20 protein-coding genes are annotated in these 22,007 nt (G+C 67.8%); 9 read left to right on the forward strand and 11 right to left on the reverse strand.

All coding sequences use genetic code 11. The features are described from left to right. The coding region (locus tag ABZ004_RS38560; RefSeq protein ID WP_355686969.1) for a helix-turn-helix domain-containing protein at positions 1-410 on the reverse strand (410 nt) is incomplete at its 3' end. A gap of 154 nt (positions 411-564) precedes the next feature. On the opposite strand from ABZ004_RS38560, the gene ABZ004_RS38565 reads away from it, so the two are divergent. From ABZ004_RS38565 to ABZ004_RS38580, 4 genes are read left to right on the forward strand one after another with little or no spacing between them, the layout of a single operon-like run. Then, complete coding sequence (locus ABZ004_RS38565; RefSeq protein ID WP_355686971.1) at positions 565-2,232, forward strand: extracellular solute-binding protein; 1,668 nt, start codon at positions 565-567, stop codon at positions 2,230-2,232. Beyond that, positions 2,216-3,193: an ABC transporter permease subunit gene (locus tag ABZ004_RS38570; RefSeq protein WP_355686972.1), complete on the forward strand. Its 978-nt coding sequence runs from the start codon at positions 2,216-2,218 to the stop codon at positions 3,191-3,193. Before ABZ004_RS38565 ends, ABZ004_RS38570 begins: the two co-directional genes overlap by 17 nt. After that, complete coding sequence (locus ABZ004_RS38575) at positions 3,190-4,152, forward strand: carbohydrate ABC transporter permease (protein ID WP_355686974.1); 963 nt, start codon at positions 3,190-3,192, stop codon at positions 4,150-4,152. The genes ABZ004_RS38570 and ABZ004_RS38575 overlap by 4 nt, the downstream gene beginning before the upstream one ends. Before the next feature lie 41 nt (positions 4,153-4,193). Next, a complete protein-coding gene (locus ABZ004_RS38580; RefSeq protein ID WP_355686976.1) occupies positions 4,194-6,395 on the forward strand; it encodes a carbohydrate-binding protein in 2,202 nt (733 codons plus the stop codon). Positions 6,396-6,398: 3 nt separating this feature from the next. Here the strand turns inward: ABZ004_RS38580 and ABZ004_RS38585 are convergent, their stop codons facing one another. The 5 genes from ABZ004_RS38585 to ABZ004_RS38605 form a co-directional block, all read right to left on the reverse strand. After that, a complete protein-coding gene (locus ABZ004_RS38585) occupies positions 6,399-7,412 on the reverse strand; it encodes a LacI family DNA-binding transcriptional regulator (RefSeq protein WP_355686977.1) in 1,014 nt (337 codons plus the stop codon). Positions 7,413-7,620: 208 nt separating this feature from the next. Further along, positions 7,621-8,313 carry a hypothetical protein gene (locus ABZ004_RS38590; RefSeq protein ID WP_355686979.1) on the reverse strand — a complete coding sequence of 231 codons (693 nt, stop codon included), beginning with the start codon at positions 8,311-8,313 and terminating at the stop codon, positions 7,621-7,623. A gap of 177 nt (positions 8,314-8,490) precedes the next feature. Further along, the gene (locus tag ABZ004_RS38595) at positions 8,491-10,443 is read right to left on the reverse strand and encodes a beta-galactosidase (protein WP_355686981.1); all 1,953 of its coding nucleotides are present in this window, start codon (positions 10,441-10,443) and stop codon (positions 8,491-8,493) included. Next, on the reverse strand, positions 10,436-12,664 hold the full coding sequence (yicI, locus tag ABZ004_RS38600) for an alpha-xylosidase (protein ID WP_355686982.1): 2,229 nt from the start codon (positions 12,662-12,664) through the stop codon (positions 10,436-10,438). The genes ABZ004_RS38595 and yicI overlap by 8 nt, the downstream gene beginning before the upstream one ends. A 97-nt stretch (positions 12,665-12,761) precedes the next feature. Beyond that, the gene (locus tag ABZ004_RS38605) at positions 12,762-13,313 is read right to left on the reverse strand and encodes a CGNR zinc finger domain-containing protein (RefSeq protein WP_355686984.1); all 552 of its coding nucleotides are present in this window, start codon (positions 13,311-13,313) and stop codon (positions 12,762-12,764) included. Between the two features lie 67 nt (positions 13,314-13,380). Between ABZ004_RS38605 and ABZ004_RS38610 the strand changes: the two genes are divergently transcribed. Both ABZ004_RS38610 and ABZ004_RS38615 read left to right on the forward strand, forming a co-directional pair. Further along, entirely contained in the window at positions 13,381-14,706 is a 1,326-nt protein-coding gene (locus tag ABZ004_RS38610) for an MFS transporter (RefSeq protein WP_355686985.1), read from the forward strand. A 121-nt stretch (positions 14,707-14,827) separates the two neighbouring features. After that, positions 14,828-15,826, forward strand: coding sequence for a hypothetical protein (locus tag ABZ004_RS38615; RefSeq protein ID WP_355686987.1), 999 nt, complete (start codon positions 14,828-14,830; stop codon positions 15,824-15,826). On the opposite strand, the gene ABZ004_RS38620 is transcribed toward ABZ004_RS38615, so the two are convergent. The 3 genes from ABZ004_RS38620 to ABZ004_RS38630 form a co-directional block, all read right to left on the reverse strand. Further along, positions 15,823-16,029: a hypothetical protein gene (locus ABZ004_RS38620; protein ID WP_355686989.1), complete on the reverse strand. Its 207-nt coding sequence runs from the start codon at positions 16,027-16,029 to the stop codon at positions 15,823-15,825. The genes ABZ004_RS38615 and ABZ004_RS38620 overlap by 4 nt on opposite strands. A 46-nt stretch (positions 16,030-16,075) precedes the next feature. Then, a complete protein-coding gene (locus ABZ004_RS38625) occupies positions 16,076-16,759 on the reverse strand; it encodes a GAF and ANTAR domain-containing protein (RefSeq protein WP_355686991.1) in 684 nt (227 codons plus the stop codon). 111 nt (positions 16,760-16,870) lie between these two features. Continuing rightward, positions 16,871-18,253, reverse strand: coding sequence for an FAD-dependent oxidoreductase (locus ABZ004_RS38630; protein ID WP_355686993.1), 1,383 nt, complete (start codon positions 18,251-18,253; stop codon positions 16,871-16,873). A 130-nt stretch (positions 18,254-18,383) separates the two neighbouring features. Here ABZ004_RS38630 and ABZ004_RS38635 point away from each other — a divergent pair, with 130 nt between their 5' ends. The 3 genes from ABZ004_RS38635 to ABZ004_RS38645 are packed head-to-tail and all read left to right on the forward strand — an operon-like array spanning position 18,384 to position 19,884. Beyond that, on the forward strand, positions 18,384-18,827 hold the full coding sequence (locus ABZ004_RS38635; RefSeq protein ID WP_355686994.1) for an Hsp20/alpha crystallin family protein: 444 nt from the start codon (positions 18,384-18,386) through the stop codon (positions 18,825-18,827). 26 nt (positions 18,828-18,853) lie between these two features. Then, positions 18,854-19,498 (forward strand): hypothetical protein, encoded by a 645-nt coding sequence (locus ABZ004_RS38640; protein ID WP_355686996.1) that lies wholly within the window; start codon positions 18,854-18,856, stop codon positions 19,496-19,498. Next, positions 19,498-19,884 (forward strand): hypothetical protein, encoded by a 387-nt coding sequence (locus ABZ004_RS38645; protein ID WP_355686998.1) that lies wholly within the window; start codon positions 19,498-19,500, stop codon positions 19,882-19,884. The genes ABZ004_RS38640 and ABZ004_RS38645 overlap by 1 nt, the downstream gene beginning before the upstream one ends. Here ABZ004_RS38645 and ABZ004_RS38650 read toward each other — a convergent pair. Together ABZ004_RS38650 and ABZ004_RS38655 are read right to left on the reverse strand one after the other, a co-directional pair. Continuing rightward, a complete protein-coding gene (locus ABZ004_RS38650) occupies positions 19,881-20,597 on the reverse strand; it encodes a FadR/GntR family transcriptional regulator (RefSeq protein ID WP_355687000.1) in 717 nt (238 codons plus the stop codon). The genes ABZ004_RS38645 and ABZ004_RS38650 overlap by 4 nt on opposite strands. Then, on the reverse strand, positions 20,594-21,913 hold the full coding sequence (locus ABZ004_RS38655; protein WP_355687002.1) for an L-fuconate dehydratase: 1,320 nt from the start codon (positions 21,911-21,913) through the stop codon (positions 20,594-20,596). The genes ABZ004_RS38650 and ABZ004_RS38655 overlap by 4 nt, the downstream gene beginning before the upstream one ends. Positions 21,914-22,007: the final 94 nt, after the last annotated feature.

Consider the following 22,007-nt stretch of genomic DNA (forward strand, 5'->3'; position numbering starts at 1 on the left):
CGAAACCCTTCCCGCGATCCCGGACGAAGATCTCCGCCCGGTCGCCGTCGACCTCCGGCGTCGGCACCGGGTCCGGCCCGGTGCCAGCGCAGCAGCTGACCCCCTGCGGAGTCGTACGCCGAGGCGCTCAGGCCGCGTGCGCTGACCTCGAGACCGATCGCCGCATAGGCGGATCCGTCCAGCACCAGCAAGGTGGCCGGCCGGCCGACGTGATTCTGCGTCTGGTGCGTCTCGCGCACCAGCCGGCGGTCGATCAGGTCGGCGACGATGCTGGTCACGGTCGCCTTGTTCAGCCCGGTGCCGGCCGCGATCGCGGCGCGCGAACAGGGCGCCTCGCGGCGCAGGGTGCCCAGCACTGCGGCCAGGTTGGTGGCGCGGACGTCGGTGTGGTCCGCGGTCTGTGTGGTCAAGGTCCGTCCTGTCGACTCGTCGCCGGGGCCGCCTGTGGCTGCTTCAGTTCTACACCTTGTGGAGCCATCCGGCGTGAGCTAATTTGTTTGGCTACTAGCCCAACTAATTCTACCCCGGGACGGCCACCGTTCCCAGTACGAGAGGGATTTCATCGTGACCGGACCAGTGGGCGGCTCGACCAGCCGCCGGACTTTCATCTCCCTGCTCGGCGCCGGCGCGGCGGCCGCGGCCGGCGGCGGCGCGCTGGCGGGTTGCTCCTCCGGTGACGGCAGTTCGTCGACCAAGGGCCATGCCGAGACCGAGGACAAGCTGACCGGCCTGCTGCCGAAGTACATCGCGTACGAGTCGGTCAAGCCGGACCTGCCGGGCGAGAACGGTGCCTCGCCGGGATTCACCCATTACCCCGCCGAACTGAAGCGCGGGGTGCCGGACAAGGCGGTGCACAGCGGCAAGGAGGTCTCGGCGATGACCCCGCTGTGGGCCCCGCTGCCGCCCGGACTGGGCAAGAACTCCTACTTCGACGCGAACAACGAGCGGATCGGCGCACCGGTCCGGTTCAACATCCTCAGCGGTAACGACTACGGCGACAAGCTCGGCCCGCTGCTTGCCGCGGGCAACGTCCCGGAACTGCTCTGCATCCCGGGCTGGAACATCTCCGGCCTGACCAGATTCGGTCAGGCGGTCGACAAGCTGTTCGAGGACCTGACCCCCTACCTGGCCGGCGACAAGGCCTCGGCGTACCCGATGCTGGCGAACCTGCCGACCCGGGCCTGGGCCTACGGCGTGTGGAACTCGCAGCTGAAGGCGGTGCCGTTCCCCTCCGACGGCTTCCCGTGGGCGCTGTTCTACCGCAAGGACATCTTCGACCAGGTCGGCGCCGCGCCGCCGAAGACCGCCGACGACCTGCTCGCGCTGGGCAAGCAGCTCACCGACGCCAAGCGCAACCGGTGGGCGTTCGGCGGCATCGCCGACGAGGTGCAGCGGGCGTTCGGCGTACCGTCGAACTGGCGGAAGGGCTCCGACGGCAAGCTGGTGAACAAGATCGAGACGCCGGAGTTCGAGGAGGCGACCGCCTTCGTCCGCCGGATCTTCCAGCTCGGCTACGTGCACCCGACCGTGGTCGGCAACAACGCGGTCGACCAGAAGCCGTTGTTCGAGGGTGGCCAGATCGTGATCCGGCAGGACGGCCTCGGAGCCTGGACCGAGACACTCCAGCGCCAGCAGGCGATCAACCCGAAGTTCGGGATGGGGATCGTCACCCCGTTCGCGCACGACGGTGGTACGCCGATCGTCTGGAGCGGCGACCCGGCGGGCATCTTCACCTTCGTCAAGAAGGGTGTCGGCAAGGACCGGATCGCGGAACTGCTCGGCGTACTCAACTACACCGCGGCGCCGTTCGGCACCGAGGAGAACCAGCTCTACAACTATGGAGTCGAGGGCAAGCACTACACCCGGCAGCCCTCCGGCGCGCCGAAGCTGACGGCGCTCGGCCAGAAGGAGGTCGCCAGCACGTACATCTTCCTCGGCGGCCGGCCGCTGGCCACCACGCAGAGCGAGTACCCGGGGTACGTCGAGGCGATGACCAAGTGGCAGAACGAGGCCGTCAAGATGCGCGAGAAGAACCTGTTCGAGGGCATCCGGGTCGAGCAGCCGGCCAAGATGGCGGCGCTGTCCCAGCCGTTCGACGACAAACTGCAGGACATCCTCCGCGGCCGGCGCCCGGTCAGCGATCTCAAGGTCGCCCTGCAGGAGTGGCGCAAGAACGGCGGCGACGAAGGCCGTGACTTCTACGCCAAGGTTCTCAGTGACAACGGTCGCTAGCGGGCGGGCCGGCAGGCGGGCCCGGCTGCGCCGATCGCGGCGGCCGGGCGGGGCCGGCTGGCGGCACCGGTTGCGCCGGGACTGGCCGCTGCTGCTGATGGTGGCGCCGGTGATCGTGCTGCTCGGCGTCTTCCACTACTTCCCGACCCTCGGCAACGTGATCGCCTTCCAGGACTATTCGCCGTACGTCGGAATCCGCGGCAGCGAGTTCATCGGCTTCGCCAACTTCAGCCGGCTGTTCTCCGAGCCCGCGTTCTGGAAGGCGCTGGTGAACACGCTGTCCATCACCGCCTTCCAGCTCGTGTTCTTCTTCCCGATCCCGATCGGGCTGGCGCTGCTGCTGAACAGCGTTCTCTCCACCCGGTTGCGGACCTTCATCCAGGGGGTCGTCTACCTGCCGCACTTCTTCTCCTGGGTGCTGGTGGTGTCGCTTTTCCAGCAGATGATCGGCGGTGCGGGTCTGCTGGCGCAGACCCTGCGCGAGCACGGTCACAACGCGGTCGACCTGATGACGAAACCGGACACGTTCATCGTGCTGGTGACGGCACAGTCGGTCTGGAAAGACGCAGGGTGGGGGATGATCGTGTTTCTCGCTGCCCTGAGCACGATCAACCCCGCCCTGTACGAAGCCGCCGCCGCCGACGGCGCGAACCGCTGGCGGCGGCTGTGGCACATCACGCTGCCCGGTCTGCGGCCGGTCATCGTGCTGCTGCTGATCCTGCGGCTGGGCGACGCGCTGACGGTCGGCTTCGAGCAGTTCATCCTGCAGCGCAGCGCGGTCGGCGGCGGCGCGGCCGAGGTGCTGGACACCTACGTCTACTACCAGGGCCTGCTGGCCGGTGACTTCGGGTACGGCGCGGCTGCGGGGCTCTTCAAGGGACTGGTCGGGCTGGTGCTGGTACTGGTGGCCAACAAATTCGCTCACCTGATTGGGGAGCAAGGGGTGTATTCGCGATCATGACCACAGAGACCTTGAGCACGCCACGCCGGCTCGCGCGGCAGCGCGCCCGGACCGAGGCCGGCCGGCCGGTGTGGGAAGAGCAACCATCCATCTTCGGCCGGCTCAGCAAGCCGGTGGTGCTGGCGCTGGTGGCCTTGCTGGTGACTTTCCCCTTGTATGTCGTCGTCGTCACCAGCCTGTCCACGACCGAAGCCGTCACCCGCGCGGGCGGCCTGGTCGTCGTACCGCGCGAGCTGACCATCGCCGCCTACGTGCAACTGCTGTCCGGCGGAGTCGTCACCCGGGCCCTGATGATCAGCACTTTGATCACCTTCGTCGGTACGGCGTTCAGCCTCGGGCTCACCGTGCTCGCGGCGTACGGACTGTCCAGGCCCGGATCGCTGCTGCACCGGCCGCTGTTGTTCATCGTGCTGCTGACCTTCCTGTTCGGGCCGGGCATCATCCCGAGCTACCTGGTCGTCAACGCCCTCGGCCTGATCAACAGCTACGGCTCGCTGATCCTGCCGACGGCGATCTCGGCCTTCAACCTGATCGTCATGCGGTCCTTCTTCATGGGGATCCCTGGCGAACTGATCGACAGTGCCAGGATCGACGGGGCGGGCGAGTTCGCGGTGCTGAGCCGGATCGTCCTGCCGCTGTCGAAGGCGGTGGTCGCGGTCGTCGGGCTGTTCTACGCCGTCGGTTACTGGAACGCCTTCTTCAACGCGATGCTCTACATCAACGACAACAACAAGTGGCCGCTGCAGATGGTGCTGCGGACCTACATCGTGCAGGCGCAGGTACTGCCGACCGGTGCCGGCGGGGTGACCAGCGGGTCCGGGATGGGCCTGTCGCCCGCGCCGAGCCTGGCGATCAAGATGGCCATCGTGGTGATCGCGGTCGTCCCGGTCCTGGTGATCTACCCGTTCATCCAGCGGCACTTCACCAAGGGCGTCATCATCGGCGCGGTCAAAGGCTGAGCACTGCCCGCCCCGAACGCCGTCCCGTTCTGAGGAGAAAGATGTCCCTTCCACGCAGGCAGTTCCTTGCCCTCGGCACCGGTACGGCGCTGGTCGCCACCGTTGCCGGGCCGGCCGCGGCTGCCCAGCAGTCCACCACCGACCGGTCCGGCGGGCGCTATCGCTGGCGCAACGTCGAGATCGTCGGTGGCGGCTTCGTCACCGGCATCATCCATCACCCCAAGCAACGCGGCCTGGTCTACTGCCGGACCGACATCGGCGGCGCGGCCCGGCTCGACGTCCGGACGAAGCGGTGGGTCCAGCTGCTCGAGTGGGTCGGCTTCGACGACTGGAGCCTGACCGGGGTGGAGTCCCTGGCGCTGGACCCGTGCGATCCCAGCCGGATCTACCTTGCCGTCGGCACCTATACCAATGAGTGGTCGCCGATCAACGGCGCGATCCTTTCGTCGACCGACCAAGGGCGCACCTTCCGGCGTACCGATCTGCCGTTCAAGCTCGGTGGCAACGAGCCGGGGCGGTCGATGGGTGAGCGGCTGGTCGTGGACCCGATGGACGGCCGGGTGCTGTACTTCGGCACCCGGAACCAGGGGCTGTGGCGCAGCACAGATCGTGGTCTCACCTGGGCACGGGTCGACAGCTTCCCCTCGGTGGGTACCGCGGGAATCGGGATCGGGTTCGTCTTCTTCGACCCCCGGGGCGCCCGGCGAGGCCGCCCGACGCCGACCATCTACGCCGGCGTCACCGACAAGGCGAGCCCGCTGTACCGCAGTACGGACGGTGGCCTCTCCTGGGCGCCGGTGCCGGGGCAGCCGACCGGGTTGTTGCCGCACCACGGTGAACTAGGGGCTGACGGCAACCTTTATGTGACCTACGGCGACCTGCCCGGCCCGTACGAGATGTACAACGGCGCCGTGTACAAGCTCGCCACCGCAACGGGGGAGTGGACCGACATCACCCCCTTGCGGCCGAACACCGGCGGCGAGGCCGGGTTCGGGTACGCCGGGCTGTCCACCGATCCGCGCCGGCCGGGCACGGTGATGGTCTCCACGATGAGCAGGTGGGGTCCGGTCGACGACATCTTCCGCTCCGTCGACGGCGGCCTGACCTGGCACTCGATCGCCGAGCGGATCGTGCTCGACACCTCCGGGGCGCCGTTCCTGAACTTCCACGGGACGCCCAAGCTGGGCTGGATGATCGGCGACATCTCGATCGATCCGTTCGACTCCGACAAGGTCATGTACGTCACCGGCGCAACGATCTTCGGCACCGACGACGTCACCGGCGCCGAGGCCGGCCGGAGTACGCACTGGTCGGTCCGGGCACAGGGTCTCGAGGAGACTGCGGTGCTCGATCTGATCAGTCCGCCCTGGGGTGCGCCGCTGATCAGCGCGCTCGGCGACATCGGGGTCTACCGGCACGACCGGCTGGACGTCGTACCGCCCGACGGGCAGGCGGCCAACCCGGTGTCGGGCACCTCGCCCAGCCTGGACTATGCGGCTCTGGCCGAAGGATTCGTCGTCCGGGTCGCGTACGGCGGATCTCTGCAGCGCGGCGCTTACTCGACCGACGGCGGGGTGAGCTGGCAGCCGTTCGCGGGGGAGCCGGCCGGGTCTTCGCAGCCTGGCAAGATCGTGCTCGGTGCCGATGCCCGGACGATCGTCTGGGTGCCGGGTGACGTCGTACCGCACTACTCCCGGGACCGGGGCGCCACCTGGACGCCCGTGACGGGCCTGCCGGCGCAGGTGGCCGTCGTGGGGGACCGGGTCGACCCGAGCTCGTTCTATGCCTTCGACGCAGCCACCGGTACGGCGTACCGCAGTACGAACGGTGGTGCCACTTTCTTGCCGTCGGCAACAGGTCTGCCGACCGGAGCCGGCAAGCTGGAGACTGTGCTCGACCGAGCCGGTCACTGCTGGCTCGCGGCCGGGAGCGGTGGGTTGTTCCGTTCGACCGACCAAGGGGTCAGCTATCAGCAGGTGACGACGATCGAGGAGGCGTTCACGATCGGCTTCGGCAAGGCCGCTCGCGGCCGCACCGAGATGGCGGTCTACACCTCGGGCAAGGTAGCCGGGGTGCGCGGGATCTTCCGCTCGGACGACAGTGCGAAGAGCTGGGTCCGGGTCAACGACGACCGGCACCAGTTCGCCTCCACCAATGACGCGATCGCCGGCGACCCGCGGGTCTACGGCCGGGTCTACCTGTCCACCAACGGCCTCGGAATCCCTTACGGGGAACCGGTCTGACCGTCAGCCGCGAGTAGGAGGAGGGCAGGTGCTTGCGCGGGCGGTCAGCTGCGCGGGCAGCAGGGTCATCGCGGGCACCTGCCCCCCTTCGAGTTTGCTGATCAGCATCTCCACCGCCTGCAGGCCGATCGCGTCCGCGGGCAGGGCGACCGACGAGAGCTGCGGGACCTGGCCTTCGGCGAAGTCGTCGGTGCAGATCGCCATCAGCGACATGTCCTCCGGCACCCGGCGGCCGAGTTGGCGCAACACGTCGAGCAGCGGACCGATGATCGGCTCGTTCTGCACCACCAGGCCGGTGATGCCCGGGTGGTCGCGGAGCAACTGCTCGACGGTGCTGAGGACGGCGTCGAAGGTGTGCTCGCAGGGCGTCTCCACGCCGACGATCCCGCGCCGCTCGGCCGCGCTGGAGAAGCCGTCCAGCGTCCACTGGGCGAACGCGGTCTGCCGCTCGTAGACCGTCGACGGCGTACCGAGCAGCGCGATGCAGCGGTGGCCGAGGTCCGCCAGATGATCGACGCAGCGTTCGCCGGCCGCGAAGAAGTCCAGGTCGACACAGGTCAGGCCGGCGGTGTCGGCCGGATGCCCGATCAGTACAGACGGCATCGACAACTCACGCAGGACCGGGATCCGCTCGTCGTGGAGCTCGACGTCCATCACCACCATGGCGTCGACCAGGGAGGTCTGCGCCACCCGTTCGATGCCTTCGCGGCCCTCGTCGGCCGTGAGCAGCAGGACGTCGTGGTCGAACCGGCGCGCGGTGGTGACGACCGCGGTGGCGAACTGCATCATCACCGGCACGTGCATGTCGGTCCGCAGTGGGATCACCAGGGCCAGCACGTTCGACCGCTGGCTGGCCAGTGCGCGGGCGCTGGCGTTGGGGCGGTAGCCGAGGACCCGGACGCTCTCCTTCACCCGGTCGCGGGTGTCGGGCGAGATCGACCGCTTGCCGCTGAGGACGTACGACACGGTGCTGGCCGCCACCCCGGCATGACGGGCGACATCGGCGATGGTGACCATTGGTATCTCCTTGTCGAACAAGATCGAAGCGCTTCGACCATGGTATTCCAGTGACCAGCGTCGAGTGAGCGCGATGGCCTGTCAAGTCCGGACGTGGAAAATCCGCCGGAGGTCCGGCGGAATAGGACAGGATTTCGATACTGAATAGCGCCGGAAAAGCGATGCGGCTGCGAATTCACCAGGGCTCGCAGCCGCATCGCCATGCGCTTTAGTTGGAGGTCACGGAATAGCTGTTCGTGGTGAAGTTCAAGCCACCGCTTGAGGAGGTGATCTCGAATCCGAACTGGACCTCGCCCATCGTCTCGTCACCCATCCAGCCGCGCGACTTGAGCCAGTTCATCACGGCCTTGATGTCGACGCTGCCGGAGTTGGTGTTCCCGGTCCGGATGAACGAGAAGACCTGGTTCGAGCCGTTGCTGCCCTTGTAGACGTCCCAGCTGTGGCCGCCGACCGACGCGGAGGTCTGCTTCGAGCCGATCGGCCCGACCGCACCCTGCTTGTTCATCCAGAGCATGATCTCGTAGCCGTTGTTGCCGGCCCAGATGTCGTAGGCGGTCTCGTAGGCGCCACTGCCGGGGCGGCTCACGTTGAAGTTGCTGGTCAAGGTGCCGAGCGCGCTGATCCGCTTGCCGATGTTCTTGGCGGAGTGCGGGTAGGACTTGACGCCGCCGGTGTTCGGGTGGTTGGCCCAGACTCCGAAGTTGCTGTAGGAGTTCGCCCAGATGGTCTGCGGGCCGGCACCTCCACCCCAGACGTCGTTACGGACGGTGTAGCCACCGTTGGACCAACTGCCGAACTTGTCCGACGACTGCCAGGTTGCTGCACTTGCCGACGGTACGGCCGCGAACGACGCGGCCAGGGTTGCCACGACCGCAGTGGCGATCTTCCAGGTTCTCGACATGCTCATCTCCCTCTCGAGGCGGAACCACAAGACGGCGGGCGACGCCCGCCGGGGGCAGGGGAAACTACGCGCTCCGAGGTCCGGTGCGACGATTGTCGAAGCGCTTCGAAAACAATACTGTCGATGGGGCGGAAACACTTTGGAATAGCAGCACTATTACAGCCAGGTATTCGCGCGTCAACCTGTCGGTGCGGTCGAATTCCGTAATACCGCCCAGCCGCCGGCCGGGACGGTGAACCGGTCTCCGGTGACTTCTCCGGTGACCAGGTCGAAACCGCCGTACGGCAGGCCGGCCGGCTCGGTCGTGTGGTTCAGAACGAACCGGTACTGCGTATCGCCGGCGCGCCGGGTGACCACCTCGACGCCCCGCGGCAGACCGGGCGGCGTGATCCCGGCAGCACGGACGACCTGCTCCATCAGAGCCTCGTACGCCGGGTCGGTGAGCCACGTGGACGTGTACCACGCGTTGGCGTGCCGGGTGATCGCCGGCATCCCGTCGAGAGTGCCGCCCTGGTAGTGCGCGATCGCTTCGGCTCCTTCGAGCAGGACCCGCTCGCTCCACCCTTCGGCGATCGCACCGGTGTCCAGCTCGATCCGGCCGTCCACCGGCTGGAACTCCTCGACCCGGATCCCGAGCAGTTCGCGGAACGCCCCGGGATAGCCGCCGAGCCGGATCTGCGTCGTCGGGTCCGCGATCCCGCTCAGCGACGTGATCAGCAGCTGGCCGCCACCGTCGGCGTACCGGCTGAGAGCGGCGGCGGCCTCGTCGGAGACCAGGTAGAGCGACGGCACGATCACGGCCCGGTAGGCAGTCAGGTCGGACGACGGCTGTGCGAAGTCGGTCGGGACGCCGAGGTTCCAGAGCTGCCGATGTGCGGCCTGGACCGCTGCCAGGTAGTCGATCTGGGGCGACGGCAGTGCGGGGCCCTGGGTCGCCCACCAGGATTCGGCGTCCCACAGGATCGCCACCTCGGCCTCGACCTCGGCCGGGTCGGCCTCCGCGAGCCGCGGCAACAGGGCGCCGAGTTCGGTGATCTCGCGGAAGGCCCTGGTGTCGGGACCGGCATGCGGAACCATTCCGCTGTGGAAGCGTTCGGCGCCACCCTGGGAAGCTCGCCACTGGAAGAACAGGGCGCCGGCCGATCCGCGCGCGAGGTGGGACAGGCTGTTGCGGGTCATCCGGCCGGGTTCCTTGGCCTTCATGCGCCCGCCCTGGTTGATCACGCTGGCCGCCTGCTCCATCAGCAGCCAGCGGCCACCACCCCAGGCCCTGGCAAGGTCCGCTCCGAACGCGGTGTCCTGCTCTGCTTCGATTCCGGCGCTGCCGGGATAGTGGTCGATGGCAACCAGATCGACCTCGCGCGCCCAGCGCCAGTGGTCGACCGGAACCCAGGGGCCGAAGACGAAGTTGGTGGTGATCGGGATGTCGGGGTTGAAGCCTCGGAGTACGGTCCGCTGTTCGCGGTAGGCGTCGAGCAGTTCGTCCGAGAGGAAGCGGCGGAAGTCCAGCATCTGCGAGGGATTGGGGAGGTACTGCGTCCGTCGGGGTGGGAAGACCTGCTCCCAGGCCGAGTAGCCCTGACTCCAGAAGGCTGTCGTCCAAGCTGCGTTCAGCGCGGGCAGGTCACCGTACCGGCGTTGCAGCCAACTCCGGAACGCCACGGCGACGTGATCGCAGTGGCAGGTCGACCCGTACTCGTTGTGCACATGCCACATCGCGAGGGCAGGGTGGTCGCCGTAGCGTTCACCCAACACCTTCGCGATTCCGACGGCCGCCTCCCGATACGCCGGTGCGCAGACGCAGTACGTGTCCCGACTGCCATGCAGAAGCCGTACGCCGTCCGCGGTGACCGGCAGCGCGTCGGGGTGAGCCAGGCTGAACCAAGGAGGTGGTGACGCGGTCGGAGTTGCCAGGTTCGCCCGGATGCCGTTGCTGTGCAGGAGATCCAGCACCTGGTCGAGCCAGCCGAACTCGTAGCGGCCGGGCTCGGGCTCGAGACTCGACCAGGAGAAGACGCCGACCGTTGCCAGGTTCACCCCGGCGGCTTTCATCAAAGCCATGTCCTCGGCCCAGACCTCGGGGGACCACTGCTCGGGGTTGTAGTCGCCGCCGTAGTACAGCTCAGGCATTGCCTACCACCGTGACCGTGAGGTCGGCCTGGCCTTCTACCACTCTGTACTCCGCGTTGCCGTCGACCAGCGTCAATTCGATGACCGCATTGGTCTCCCCGTTCGGCCCGGGGAGACCAACGCGAGCCACCTGACCTTCGGTGGGGGCGTACCAGCGCAACTCGGCGCCGTCGGCCCACTCGTACTCGGGCCGGTCGTCCACTGCACCGAAGGCGATCACAGCGCCTTGCCTCGCCAGCAAGGGCAATCCGTCGAAGCCGTAGGACCGGGTGACCCAGCGGCTGCCGGCCAGTTGCTCACCGGTGATCAGGTCCGTCCAGGTCCCTTCGGGCAGGTAGAACCGCACCTCGCCGTCCTTGCTCATCACCGGCGCGACCAGGAGGTCGGGGCCGAGCATGTACTGGCGATCCAGGTAGGCGACGCCCGGATCGTTGGGGAACTCCAGCACCATCGGCCGCATCATCGGCGTACCGTCCGTGTGCGCTTCCTCGGCAACGACGGCCAGGTAGGGCATCAGCGACATCTTCAGCTTGGTGAAACGACGCAGTACGCCGACAGCCTCTTCGTCGAAGGCCCACGGCACGCGATAGGAACCGGAGCCGTGCAGCCGGGAGTGCGAGGACAGCAGACCGAAGGGAACCCAGCGCTTGAAGACCGCCGCATCGGGAGTTCCCTCGAAGCCGCCGATGTCGTGGCTCCAGTAGCCGAAGCCGGAGGAGGCCAGCGACAGACCGCCGCGCAGCGACTCCGCCATCGCCTCGAAGGTCGACTCGCAGTCGCCGCCCCAGTGCACCGGGAACTGCTGTCCGCCGACCGTCGCCGACCGCGCGAACAGTACTGCGTCGCCCTCGCCGCGGTTGTCCGTCAGCAGATCGAAGACGGCCTTGTTGTAGAGGTGCGGGTAGTAGTTGTGCATCCGCTGCGGGTCGGAGCCGTCGTGCCAGACGACGTCCTCGGTCGGGATGCGCTCGCCGAAGTCGGTCTTGAAACAGTCCACGCCGAGGTCGATCAGTGCTTGCAGCTTGGAGCGGAACCACTCGGTCGCGCCGGGGTTCGTGAAGTCGACGATCGCCATCCCGGCCTGCCAGAGATCCCACTGCCAGACCGAACCGTCGGTCCGCTTCAGCAGGTAGCCGAGACTGCGGCCTTCCTCGAAGAGTACCGACCGCTGGGCGATGTAGGGGTTGATCCACAGACTGATCCGCAGCCCGCGATCCCTCAACCGCCGCAGCATCCCACCGGGATCGGGGAACGCCACCGGATCCCAGTGGAAGTCGCACCAGTGGAACTGGCGCATCCAGAAGCAGTCGAAGTGGAAGACGCTGAGCGGTAGGTCGCGGCTGGCCATCCCGTCGACGAAGCTGGTGACGGTCGGCTCGTTGTAGTCGGTGGTGAACGACGTGGACAGCCACAGTCCCATTGACCAAGCGGGGATGCGCGCGGGGCGGCCGGTGAGAGCGGTGTACCGGCGGAGGACGTCCTTCGGAGTCGGGCCGTCGATCACGTAGTACGTGAGCGCTTGTCCTTCGACACTGAACTGGTTGCGGGAGACCACCTCGGAGCCGACCTCGAAGGAGACCAGCGACGGGGTGTCGACCAGTACGCCGTACCCGGCGCTGGTCAGGTAGAACGGAACGTTCTTGTACGCCTGCTCGCTCGAGGTGCCGCCGTCGGCGTTCCAGATGTCGACGACCTGGCCGTTCTTCACCAGCGGGCCGAATCGTTCACCAAGGCCGTAAACCGTCTCGCCCACGCCGAGTGCGAGCTGCTCGTGCAGGTACTGCCGGCCCTGCTGATCGGTGATCTGCCCGATGCTGCGGGCCGACGAATCGGTCAGCACCCGGCCGTCGCGCTCGAACCGCAGGTCCCAGGGCCCGTCGAGCTTGACCACCGCGGTGAGGTCACCGCTGGTCAGCCGGGCGGTGTCCTCGTCGACCTCCACCTTCACCGGATGGTCGTCGTCGCTGGTCAGCTGGAAGGCCGGCCGCGGGTGCAGGCCGCCGCTGTGGTGTTCGATCCGGACACCGATCACGCCCGCGGCCGGTGAGCTGAGGGTGACGGTGAACAGCGGCTGGTTGAGCGTGTCGCCGCGGCCGATGATCTGCTTGGCCGGCGCGAAGACGACCAGCGAGCGCTCGGTGCTTTCGACACTCTCTACCGCCGCCGGGCGCAACCGGGTCAATCCTGGGCGCAGCTGCCAGTAGCCGTCCGTGAACTTCATCTGTAGCCGCCACCCGCTTCGCTCATCGAAAACGCTCTTGTCGAAGCGCTTCGACAAAAGTTAAGGCAAGGTCACAGGGCAGTCAAGAGGCGCCGAACTAGGACTGGGAAGTTGTCGCGTGATGGCGGGCCACGCGGGCGCGATTGCCGCAGCCGGGACCGCACCAGGCCTGGTTCGTACGACGCCGGAAGAAGAGCTGACCGCATCCCGGGGCGTCGCAGAGAGCCAGGTCGTCGCGGGCGCCGGCCAGTACGTCGCGCACCTCGGCAGCGAGCCTCGCCAGCAGGAGCGTGAACGGGGACGCGGGGCCGACAACCTGGGAGGCCGTCGACTCGGCGTCGTCACCGAGAACCTTCACTTCCGGCGTACGGAGGAGGGCTTCGTTGAGTGTCCGTACGTCGGAAGCGTGCCGGGTGCCGTGGCCGGTGGCTTCGCGAAGGAGCCGTAGGGCCGCGTCGCGGACGGTGAGGAATGCTTCCAGATCCTCTTGCGTGACCTGGGTGGGCCGCGGAGCGGGCAGGGCCGCCGCGTCGAGCCAGGACTCGAGGTCGTCGACCGAGGTCACCGCTTCGTGCTCGGTCCAGCCGCGACGGATGACCGTGTTGGCGAAATCGAGGGACGGGTAGCCCTCCAGCCACTGCCAGCTCATGCTGACGAGTCTAGGGCAACACGCTAACGGTTTGAACGTGTAAAACCGTTACATTAGCGTCGACGGTATGGAGAGTTCTCGTGGTCGGCTCGTCGCGCTGTGCGCGGTCCAGTTCGTCGATGTGATGGGCGTGACCGTGGTCGTGTCCGCGTTGCCACGGATGCTCGCCGACCTGGGCGGATCGCTGTCTCAGGCGGGCTTGCTGGTGCCGGTCTATGCGGTCGGGTTCAGCAGCCTGCTGCTGCTTGCCGCGCGGCTGGGCGATCGGTTCGGAGTTCGCCGGGTGCTGCTGGCAGGGCTGGTGATCTTCGCGATCGGTTCGGTCGTCGCCGCAGCGGCTCCGGTGATGGGCCTGCTGGTCGCGGGGCGTGGCATCCAGGGCGCGGCCGCCGCGATCTCGGTGCCGAACGCGCTGGTGCTGTTGAGCCGGGGCAGTCCGACCAAGACCGCCCGGGATCGGGCTCTCGGAGCGTGGAACGCCTGTGGCGGGCTGGCCGGTGCGGCCGGTCTCCTGGTAGGTGGCTTGACCACGTCCGCGGTGAGCTGGCGGGCGATCTTCTGGGGCAACCTGGTGGCCACCGGCGTCCTCATCGGCGTACTGCTGCGGGTGATCCCACCCGATCGATCGGCCGAGAGGACTTCGGCCGGCTTCGCTCCGCGGTCGGTGGTGTTGCAGGTGGCGACGGTCGGGGCGGTCGTCGCTGCTGCGAACGCGGTCGGGGAAGCGTGGCCGATCCCGGTCGGGCTGGGGCTCGTGGGTTTGGTGGCGGCGGGGTTGCTGGTGCTGGGCGAGCGGCGTACGGCGTCGCCCTTGGTGCCGAAGGGTTTGTGGCGGCCGGCTTTCGTGGGGGGTCTGATCGGGTCCTTCGGTATTACGGCTACGACCAGTTCGTTCGTTGTCGTCGGCACCGTTTATCTCCAGGAGGACAAGGGGTTCGGGCCGGCTGCTGCGGGCTTGATGATCCTGCCGTTCAGCGCGGCTGTCGTGCTTGCGGCGGCGGTCGCGGGACGGTTGATGCCACGGGTGGGTCCTCGCCGGCCGTTGATTCTTGGCTTGCTGCTGATCGTGGGTGGTGCTGCCGCAGCGTGGTTCTCTCCCGCGACGGGTGCTTTCGTCGCCGGCTTGGTCTTGGCTGGTCTGGGCAACGGAATGGGAGCAGTAGCGGCGTACGCTTCCGGCCTCGCCGTACCGGCTGAGCAGGAGGGAAGTGCTGCGGGCTTGCTGAATACGGCCGCACAGATCGGTACGGCGACGATGGTCGCGACCACCGTCGCCATCGCCGGTCAGGGCAGCGGGATCGACTACCGACTCGGCTGGCTGACCGTCGGCCTGACGGCGATCGTGGTGCTCACCTCCCTCGGCGCAGCAACAAGAACCAGGCTGCGTCGCTGACCATCAGATGTTCGGTCGGGAGCTCGTCCATCACGCCATCGTCGCACTCGCAGCACCGGCGTTCGTCTCTTCCGGTAGGCGTTCTTGAGTCCTACGATGTGGGAAGTCGGGGGAGGACCCAATGCGGAAGAAGCTTGGTGTTGTTCTGGGGTTGGTTGTCGGGGTGAGTTTGCTCTCGGCTCCGAGTGCGGCGTCGGCGGACGCAGCGCGGACCGGGAACGGGCAGTGGATCGCTTATCAGTCCAGCCGGTCGGGTCAGGAAGGTGTGTGGCTCATCCGGCCGGATGGGAGCGGCAACCATGAGGTCGCCACCGATGCTCCTGGGGAACGTCTGTTGCCGGACTGGTCACCGGACGGGCGCTATCTCGCGTTGATCTCGCGGTCGGAGCACGGCGACCTGATCTACGAATACGACTCGGTCAAGCACAAGTCGCGGCAGCTCTTCCAGTGCAACGATCCGTGTGCCGGCGACGACGAGCCTGCCTATGCCCCTGACGGCCGGCATGTTGCGTTCATCCGGTACCAAGGGCCGTTCAGCGACGAGGGGCTGCCGGCGGACTGCAGTCTGTGGATCGGCGATCGGCGTACCGGCGCGGCGCGTCAGATCACCAGCAACCGCGGCACCGAGTGCGACCGCGAGTACAACCCGACGTGGTCACCGGACGGCAAGCGGCTGACGTACTGGCGCGACCCGTACGTCGACGGTCGTCCTACCGGCACGGCTGTCTTCACGATCCGCGCCGATGGCACCGACGAGCGTCGGCTCACCGATCCGGCGATGTTCGCCGGATCGCCGACCTGGTCGCCGGACGGCCGCTGGATCGTGTTCTCCACGTATCCGCTCGCGGAGTTCCAGTGCTGCCAAGTCTCCAACCTGTACCGGATCCACCCCGATGGCACGCGGATGCAGAAGCTCACCAACCTGCGGACCGAACAACTGCGCGCGACCCAACCGCGCTATGCGCCGGACGGCAAGCACCTCGTCGTCACCGCCGTCACGCCGACCACGCGCAGCCTCTGGATCCTCTCCGCGACAGGCGGACGACCGCACACCGTCGCACCCGGCGGACCGTTCCCAGACTTCTACACCCACGGCACCTGGCAACCAAAACACCGCTAAGGCCGTTGGCCCCGCCTGCGGTACGCGCCGCCCACGACCAGAACAACGCCGACGCTCAAGAGGGTGATCGCGACACCGACGGAGCCGGTGCCGGTGGCTAGCGAGAGGACGCCGGCGAGGGTCATCGTCAAGCCGAGCGCGGTGAAGAAGAGCGATCTCCAGATCTGGCTGGAAACCTCGTCTGTAGGCCGTGGTCCCTTCATAGAGGTCCTGTACCCGCTTGAGCGGCAATCGATCAGCCGAGGGGCGCTACCTTGTGCGGTTGGCTGTTTGGGTGATGAGGGCGGCGGCGACGTCGTGGAGTTTGGTGTTGCTGGTCTGCGAGGTTCGGACCAGGAACGAGAACGCCCGGTCAGAGTCGAGCCCGTAGCGTTCCATCACGATGCCGACGGCCTGACCGATCTGCTGGCGGCTCTGCAGTGCTTTGCCGATGGTGCTGTCATGGCGTGACCAGCCGAGGGCGACGGCGGCCAACTGGGCGAACATCGAGCCGAGCTGCCGGGTGTCCGTGTCGATGGCGTACGGCCGGGCGGCGTACAGGTTCAACGCGCCGCGGGTGTGCGGATCGGCGTCGAACTGGAACGCCAGCTGGGAGTGGATCCCGTACTCCGCCGCAGCGCGAGCCCCGTACGCCGGCCAGCGGGTGTCTTCGGCCAAGTCGTCGACCTGCACCCACGGTTCGTGCAGGGCTGCCTCCAGACACGGACCATGGCCGAGGCAGTACTGGAGTTCGTCGAGCAGGACCGCGACCCGGTCCGTCGGCGCCAGGGTCTGGATCCGGCCGCCTCTGGCGGTCAGCGAGATGCTGGCGTGGTCGATCCCGGGAACGGCATCGGCTGCGCCTCGGGTGATGTGGTTCAACGCTTCGTCGAGCTCGATCGGATAGCCCAACGTCTCCGCGACTGCCTTCATCGCCAGCACGATTCGCTCCATCAGGGCCCCTCGCGGCCGGAGTACGCGCCGGCCAGTGATCTCAGTTTGCAGTCACGATGGGCAAATCGTTCCCGCCCGTGCGCAGCTGCCCGGAATCCGAACGCGGGTCCCTCAGCTGAGATCGAGAGGCTTGGTGGCGGGACCGTCGAGGACGGCGCCGTCGGCGGCGAAACGGGAGCCGTGGCAGCTGCAGTCCCAAGTGGTGTCGGCGTTGTTCCAGGTGAGCGCACAGCCGGCATGCGTGCAGACCGGCTTGTCGGTGTGCAGGGCGCGGCTGAGGTGTCCGGTGGCGAAGTCTTTGCCGACCTTGAGGTTGTCCTTGAGGAGTTTCGCGACAGCGTGCGCGTCGCCGATCCGGCGCGCGTCGTACAGGCTGTGCCAGCGGTTGGGGCGATCGGCGATCAGGTCGGAGAGGATGCCTGCGGCAACCATTCCGTTGCTCAGCCCCCACTTGTGCATCCCGGTGGCGATCAGGATCGAGCTGTGGCCGGGTGACTTGCCGACGTACGGGACCAGGTCCGGGGTGCTGTAGTCGTGGGCCGACCAGCGGTGTTCGGCCTGGATGGCATGGTCCCAGGTCGAGCTGACCCAGTCGGCCAGCCCTTGGTAGATCGCCTCGGTGTCCTCGACGGTGCCGGTCTCGTGGCCGCCGCCGACGACGATCAGGCCGTTCGGGCCGCCGCCGGGCCAGGGGCGGGTGGAGCGGACGGGGGAGTCGATCGAGATCGCCATTCCGGTCGGTGCCTCGGTCGGCAGTCTGACGGCGATGCCGTGGGACTCTTGCGGTCGCGTGCGGGCGAAGTAGCCGCCGGTGAGACCGAACGGCAGCAGGGTCGCGACGACCGCGTGCCGGGCACGAACCTGTGGGCCGCTCTCGGTGCCGGCCACAACAGAGTCGTCCAGGTCGACGACCCTGGTCTGCTCGTAGATCCGGCCGCCGAGACGAGTCAGCGCTGCCGCAAGGCCGCCGAGATATTTCACCGGGTGGAGCTGCACCTGGTCGTCGAACCGCACCGCCGCGCTCGCCGGCACACCGACCTCTCGCCCATCGGTGAGATGCGCCGGGAGGCCGAGGGAGGTCGCTGCGTCGGACTCACGCTTGAGCTTCTCGGCTGAGTCCGTGGTGTAGACGAAAGCTGGGGTGCGGGTGAGCTCGCAGTCGATCTCCAGGGAGTCGGCGAGCTCCGCGACCCGATCGACGGCGGCCTGGTTGGCTTCGGCGTACAGGCGGGCCTTGTCTTCGCCGTGGCGTTCGATGAGGTCGGCGTAGATGGCGCCGTGCTGGGAGGTGACCTTGCCGGTGGTGTTCCCGCTGGTCCTCGAACCGAGTCGGCCGCCTTCGAGCAGTACGACGTCGGCGCCGTCCTGGGCGAGCAGCAACGCCGTGGTCAGACCGATCCAGCCGCCGCCGATCACGACCACATCAGCTTCCTCATCGGCACTCAACGCGGCGTACGACGGAATCTCAGCGGTAGCTCTCCACACCGACACCATGACTCGTCGGTACCCCTCGGAAAACATGTCATCGAATGGATGACACCGCATACTTGTCATCCATTCGATGACGTGCTAGAACAGTCCTGCGTGTTGACACCGACGATCAAGAGAGTCTGGAGGTGGAACGATGTTGATGCGCACTGACCCGTTCCGCGAGTTGGATCGGCTGGCTCAGCAGCTCACCGGTGGCTCGACCGCCGGAACCTGGTCGCGACCGAACCCGATGCCGATGGACGCCTACCGGGCCGGCGACGAGTACGTGGTGGTCTTCGACCTGCCGGGGATTCCGCGCGACGCGATCGAGCTCGACGTCGAGCGCAACGTGCTGACCGTCAAGGCGGAACGGCGTCCGCCGGCGGTCACCGAAGGAGTCGAGATGCAGGTGGCCGAGCGGCCGCTGGGGGCGTTCTCCCGGCAGCTGTTCCTCGGCGACACCCTCGACACGCAGCAGATCTCCGCGGAGTACGACAACGGCGTGCTGACAGTGAAGATTCCTGTTGCCGCGCAGGCCAAGCCACGCAAGATCAGCATCACCGGTTCGGAGAGCGAAGCTCGCCAGATCGACGCCTGATCGATCCCACAGCCAGGAGATCCCCTATGCACCGAGCCGAGCCGCCCGCAGGTCTGGATGAGACAACCGACGCGCTGGCCTTCGTCACGGGCGCGCTCCGAGACGAAGGCAGCGACGGGGATCGATGGCTCGAGGCGCTGGCCCGGCTCCGGGCGGTGCGGGAGCAACTGGCCGAGTGGGAACCCATCTTGATCGACCATGCCCGGGCGACCGGCGTCAGCTGGGCACAGCTGGCGCCGGCGCTCGGGGTGGCGAGCAGGCAGGCTGCCGAGCGGAGATATCTGCGGATCAGTCCACGGTCGGCCGACTCGGCGATGACCGGAGAGCAGCGGGTCCAGGCGGCCCGGGACCGGCGTGCCAGCGAGCGGGCCGTCGCCTCCTGGGCGCGGGACAACGCTGCCGACCTTCGGCGGCTCGCAGGTCAGGTCAGTGCGCTGGACGGGCTCGACCGATCCACCCAGGACAGCGTCGACCGGATCCACGACGCGCTCGGCGACAACGACTCCGTGGCCCTGCTCGGCCCGCTGGCCGACGCCGGACCGCGGCTCGTCCGCGACCATCCGGGGCTCGCGGACCGGATCTCCGAACTGGGTCACCGTGCCGACGAGGTCCGCCGTACCAGAACCCAACGGCCGGGCGCCGCCCGGCGAACCCAGGAGGAGGGACTCTGATGAAGTTGCTGTTCGAACTCCGGCCGGTCGACCACCTGGAAGCGACCGTGGACTACTACCGGAGTCTGGGTCTCGAGCCGCTCGGCTGGCCCGACGACGACACCGCGATGCTCGGTGCCCGCGACGGGGATCCGACGATCGTGCTGGTGCGTGATCCCGCGGAGAGCGCGCTCGGCGCAGGCGGCGTGTACGACGTCGGCGATGTGGCCGAATTCTTCGCCGAACACCCTGGGCTGGACTGGCTGATGGCACCCGTCCGTACGCCGCTCGGCTGGTACGCCGTGTTCGCCGACCGCACCGGCGCCTGCATCCGGCTGCTCGATCCGTCGCCCCGGCTGTGGCGGGCCGGCCGCTCCTCGGCCGACCTGTACGCCGTGGCCGGCTAAGAGCCCGGGAGGACCTCTTCGCTGGGTGGGCGTTGGTGGAGGTAGTCCTCGACGGCGAACAAGTGGGCGGACATGTAGGTGCGGGCCCGATCCGGGTCGTGGGCGGTGAGGGCTGCCAGGATCGCGCGGTGCTCGGCATGGGTCGCCTCGTCCGCGCCGTGCTGGCTCAGCGAACGCCAGAGCCGGTCCCGGATCGTCCGGCCGCCGAGCGCGTCGATCAACGCCGCGAGGACGGGGTTGCCGGCTGCTTTGGAGATGACCTGGTGGAAGGCGATGTCGCCGTCGATGATCGCCTCGTGATCGGGTGCGTCCTTGGTGAGTTCGGCCTCGATCCGGGCCAGGATCCGGTCGGCTTCGGCCAGCTCGTCCGGACCGATCGACCTGGCCGCCTGCCCGGCCGCTTCGGTTTCGAGGATCCGTCGTACGGCGTGCAGGTGGTGCGCGCCGTTGCGATCGTGCAGGTCGACGACGAACCCCATCGGGGCCAGCAGCAACGAGGAGTCGAGCGTGGTGACATAGGTGCCGTCGCCACGACGGGTCTCCAGCACGCCCATCACCGACAGGGCGCGAACCCCTTCCCGTAAAGGGTTCCTGGACACGCCGAGGGCCTCGGCGAGGTCCTTCTCCACCGGCAACCGGTCGCCCGGCCGGAGCTTGCCCTCGACGATCAGGTTCCGGATGCCCTGGACGACGACGTCCGTCTGGGAGATCACGGCACTGGTTGTCCGAGGGTCTGCGACGCCCAGTACGACCCCGTCGGGTACGTGAAGGTGTCGACCGAGTCTTCGTGCATCTGGGCACTGTATCCGGCGGCGGCCGGGAGAACATAGGCACCGCCACGGACGATGCACGGGTCGGTGAAGTGCTCGTGCAGATGGTCGACGTACTCCGTCACGCGCCCTTCGAGCGACGCCGAGACCGCGACGTAGTCGAAGATCGCCAGGTGCTGGACGAGTTCGCAGAGCCCGACGCCGCCGGCGTGCGGACACACCGGTACGTCGTACCAGGCGGCGAGCAGGTAGACCGCCAGGATCTCGTTGATGCTGCCCAGCCGGGCCGCGTCGAGTTGGCAGTAGTCGATGGCGCCGGCCTGCAGCAGCTGCTTGAAGAGCACCCGGTTCATCCCGTGCTCACCGGTCGCGACCCCGATCGGGGCGACCGCCTTCCGGATCGCCGCATGGCCGAGGATGTCGTCCGGGCTGGTCGGTTCCTCGATCCAGAGCGGGTCGAACCGGGCCAGGGCGCGGACCCAGTCGATCGCCTCCGGAACGTCCCACACCTGGTTCGCGTCGATCATCAGCTTTCCCTCGGGACCGAGCACCTCCCGGGCGATCCCGCACCGCCGGATGTCGTCGTCGAGGTTGGCGCCGACCTTGAGCTTCACATGGTGGTAGCCCTCGGCAACCGCTTCCTCGCAAAGCCTGCGGAGCTTGGCATCCGAGTACCCGAGCCAGCCCGCGGAGGTGGTGTAGCACGGGTATCCGGTGGCCGCGATCTCGTCGATCCGTTGCTTGCGGCCCCCTTCTCGGCCGGCCAGGAAGGCGATCACCTGGTCGGGGGTGAAAACGTCGGACAGATAGGTCAGATCGGCGGCGGCGACCAGCTCTTCGGGGGACATCCCGGCCAGGAGCTGCCACAGCGGCAGCCCGGCTCGCCGGGCCGCGAGGTCCCAGACGGCGTTCATGACCGCGGCGAGGGCGAGGTGGACGACGCCCTTGTCCGGGCCGAGCCATCGCAACTGGGTGTCGGACTGCAACTCCCGGTAGACCGCGCCGAGATCGGCGCAGAGCTCGTCCACGTCACGGCCGACCAGAGGTGCGCCGCGCTGCTGTGCGGCGGCGACGCAGAGGTCGTTGCCGCGGCCGATCGTGAAGGTGAATCCGTAGCCGCACAGGTCCTCGTCGTCGGTGCGCAGGACGACATAGGCGGCGGAGTAGTCGCCGTCCTTGTTCATCGCGTCCGAGCCGTCCTGGGTGAGCGAGGTCGGGAAGCGGACGTCGGTGACGTGCACGGCCGTGATGCGTGGCATGAGACCCCTCAAGCAGCTCATAGATGGGATGTTTGAGCAGATAATTCGGCTCACAGTATGGATCATGAGCGCAGCGAGCGCTACGATCCCGGCA

The organism is Kribbella sp. NPDC006257 (assembly GCF_040613535.1).
Classification (GTDB): Bacteria; Actinomycetota; Actinomycetes; order Propionibacteriales; family Kribbellaceae; genus Kribbella.

Bases quoted from the DNA above. Each gene is read 5' to 3' on its own strand.
- ABZ004_RS38630 (WP_355686993.1), bottom strand. From the start codon at position 18,253: ATGGTGTCGGTGTGGAGAGCTACCGCTGAGATTCCGTCGTACGCCGCG.
- ABZ004_RS38615 (WP_355686987.1), top strand. From the start codon at position 14,828: ATGCGGAAGAAGCTTGGTGTTGTTCTGGGGTTGGTTGTCGGGGTGAGT.
- ABZ004_RS38625 (WP_355686991.1), bottom strand. From the start codon at position 16,759: ATGGAGCGAATCGTGCTGGCGATGAAGGCAGTCGCGGAGACGTTGGGC.
- ABZ004_RS38605 (WP_355686984.1), bottom strand. From the start codon at position 13,313: ATGAGCTGGCAGTGGCTGGAGGGCTACCCGTCCCTCGATTTCGCCAAC.
- ABZ004_RS38635 (WP_355686994.1), top strand. From the start codon at position 18,384: ATGTTGATGCGCACTGACCCGTTCCGCGAGTTGGATCGGCTGGCTCAG.
- ABZ004_RS38640 (WP_355686996.1), top strand. From the start codon at position 18,854: ATGCACCGAGCCGAGCCGCCCGCAGGTCTGGATGAGACAACCGACGCG.
- ABZ004_RS38585 (WP_355686977.1), bottom strand. From the start codon at position 7,412: ATGGTCACCATCGCCGATGTCGCCCGTCATGCCGGGGTGGCGGCCAGC.
- ABZ004_RS38645 (WP_355686998.1), top strand. From the start codon at position 19,498: ATGAAGTTGCTGTTCGAACTCCGGCCGGTCGACCACCTGGAAGCGACC.
- yicI (WP_355686982.1), bottom strand. From the start codon at position 12,664: ATGAAGTTCACGGACGGCTACTGGCAGCTGCGCCCAGGATTGACCCGG.
- ABZ004_RS38590 (WP_355686979.1), bottom strand. From the start codon at position 8,313: ATGTCGAGAACCTGGAAGATCGCCACTGCGGTCGTGGCAACCCTGGCC.
- ABZ004_RS38575 (WP_355686974.1), top strand. From the start codon at position 3,190: ATGACCACAGAGACCTTGAGCACGCCACGCCGGCTCGCGCGGCAGCGC.
- ABZ004_RS38595 (WP_355686981.1), bottom strand. From the start codon at position 10,443: ATGCCTGAGCTGTACTACGGCGGCGACTACAACCCCGAGCAGTGGTCC.
- ABZ004_RS38580 (WP_355686976.1), top strand. From the start codon at position 4,194: ATGTCCCTTCCACGCAGGCAGTTCCTTGCCCTCGGCACCGGTACGGCG.
- ABZ004_RS38655 (WP_355687002.1), bottom strand. From the start codon at position 21,913: ATGCCACGCATCACGGCCGTGCACGTCACCGACGTCCGCTTCCCGACC.
- ABZ004_RS38620 (WP_355686989.1), bottom strand. From the start codon at position 16,029: ATGAAGGGACCACGGCCTACAGACGAGGTTTCCAGCCAGATCTGGAGA.
- ABZ004_RS38610 (WP_355686985.1), top strand. From the start codon at position 13,381: ATGGAGAGTTCTCGTGGTCGGCTCGTCGCGCTGTGCGCGGTCCAGTTC.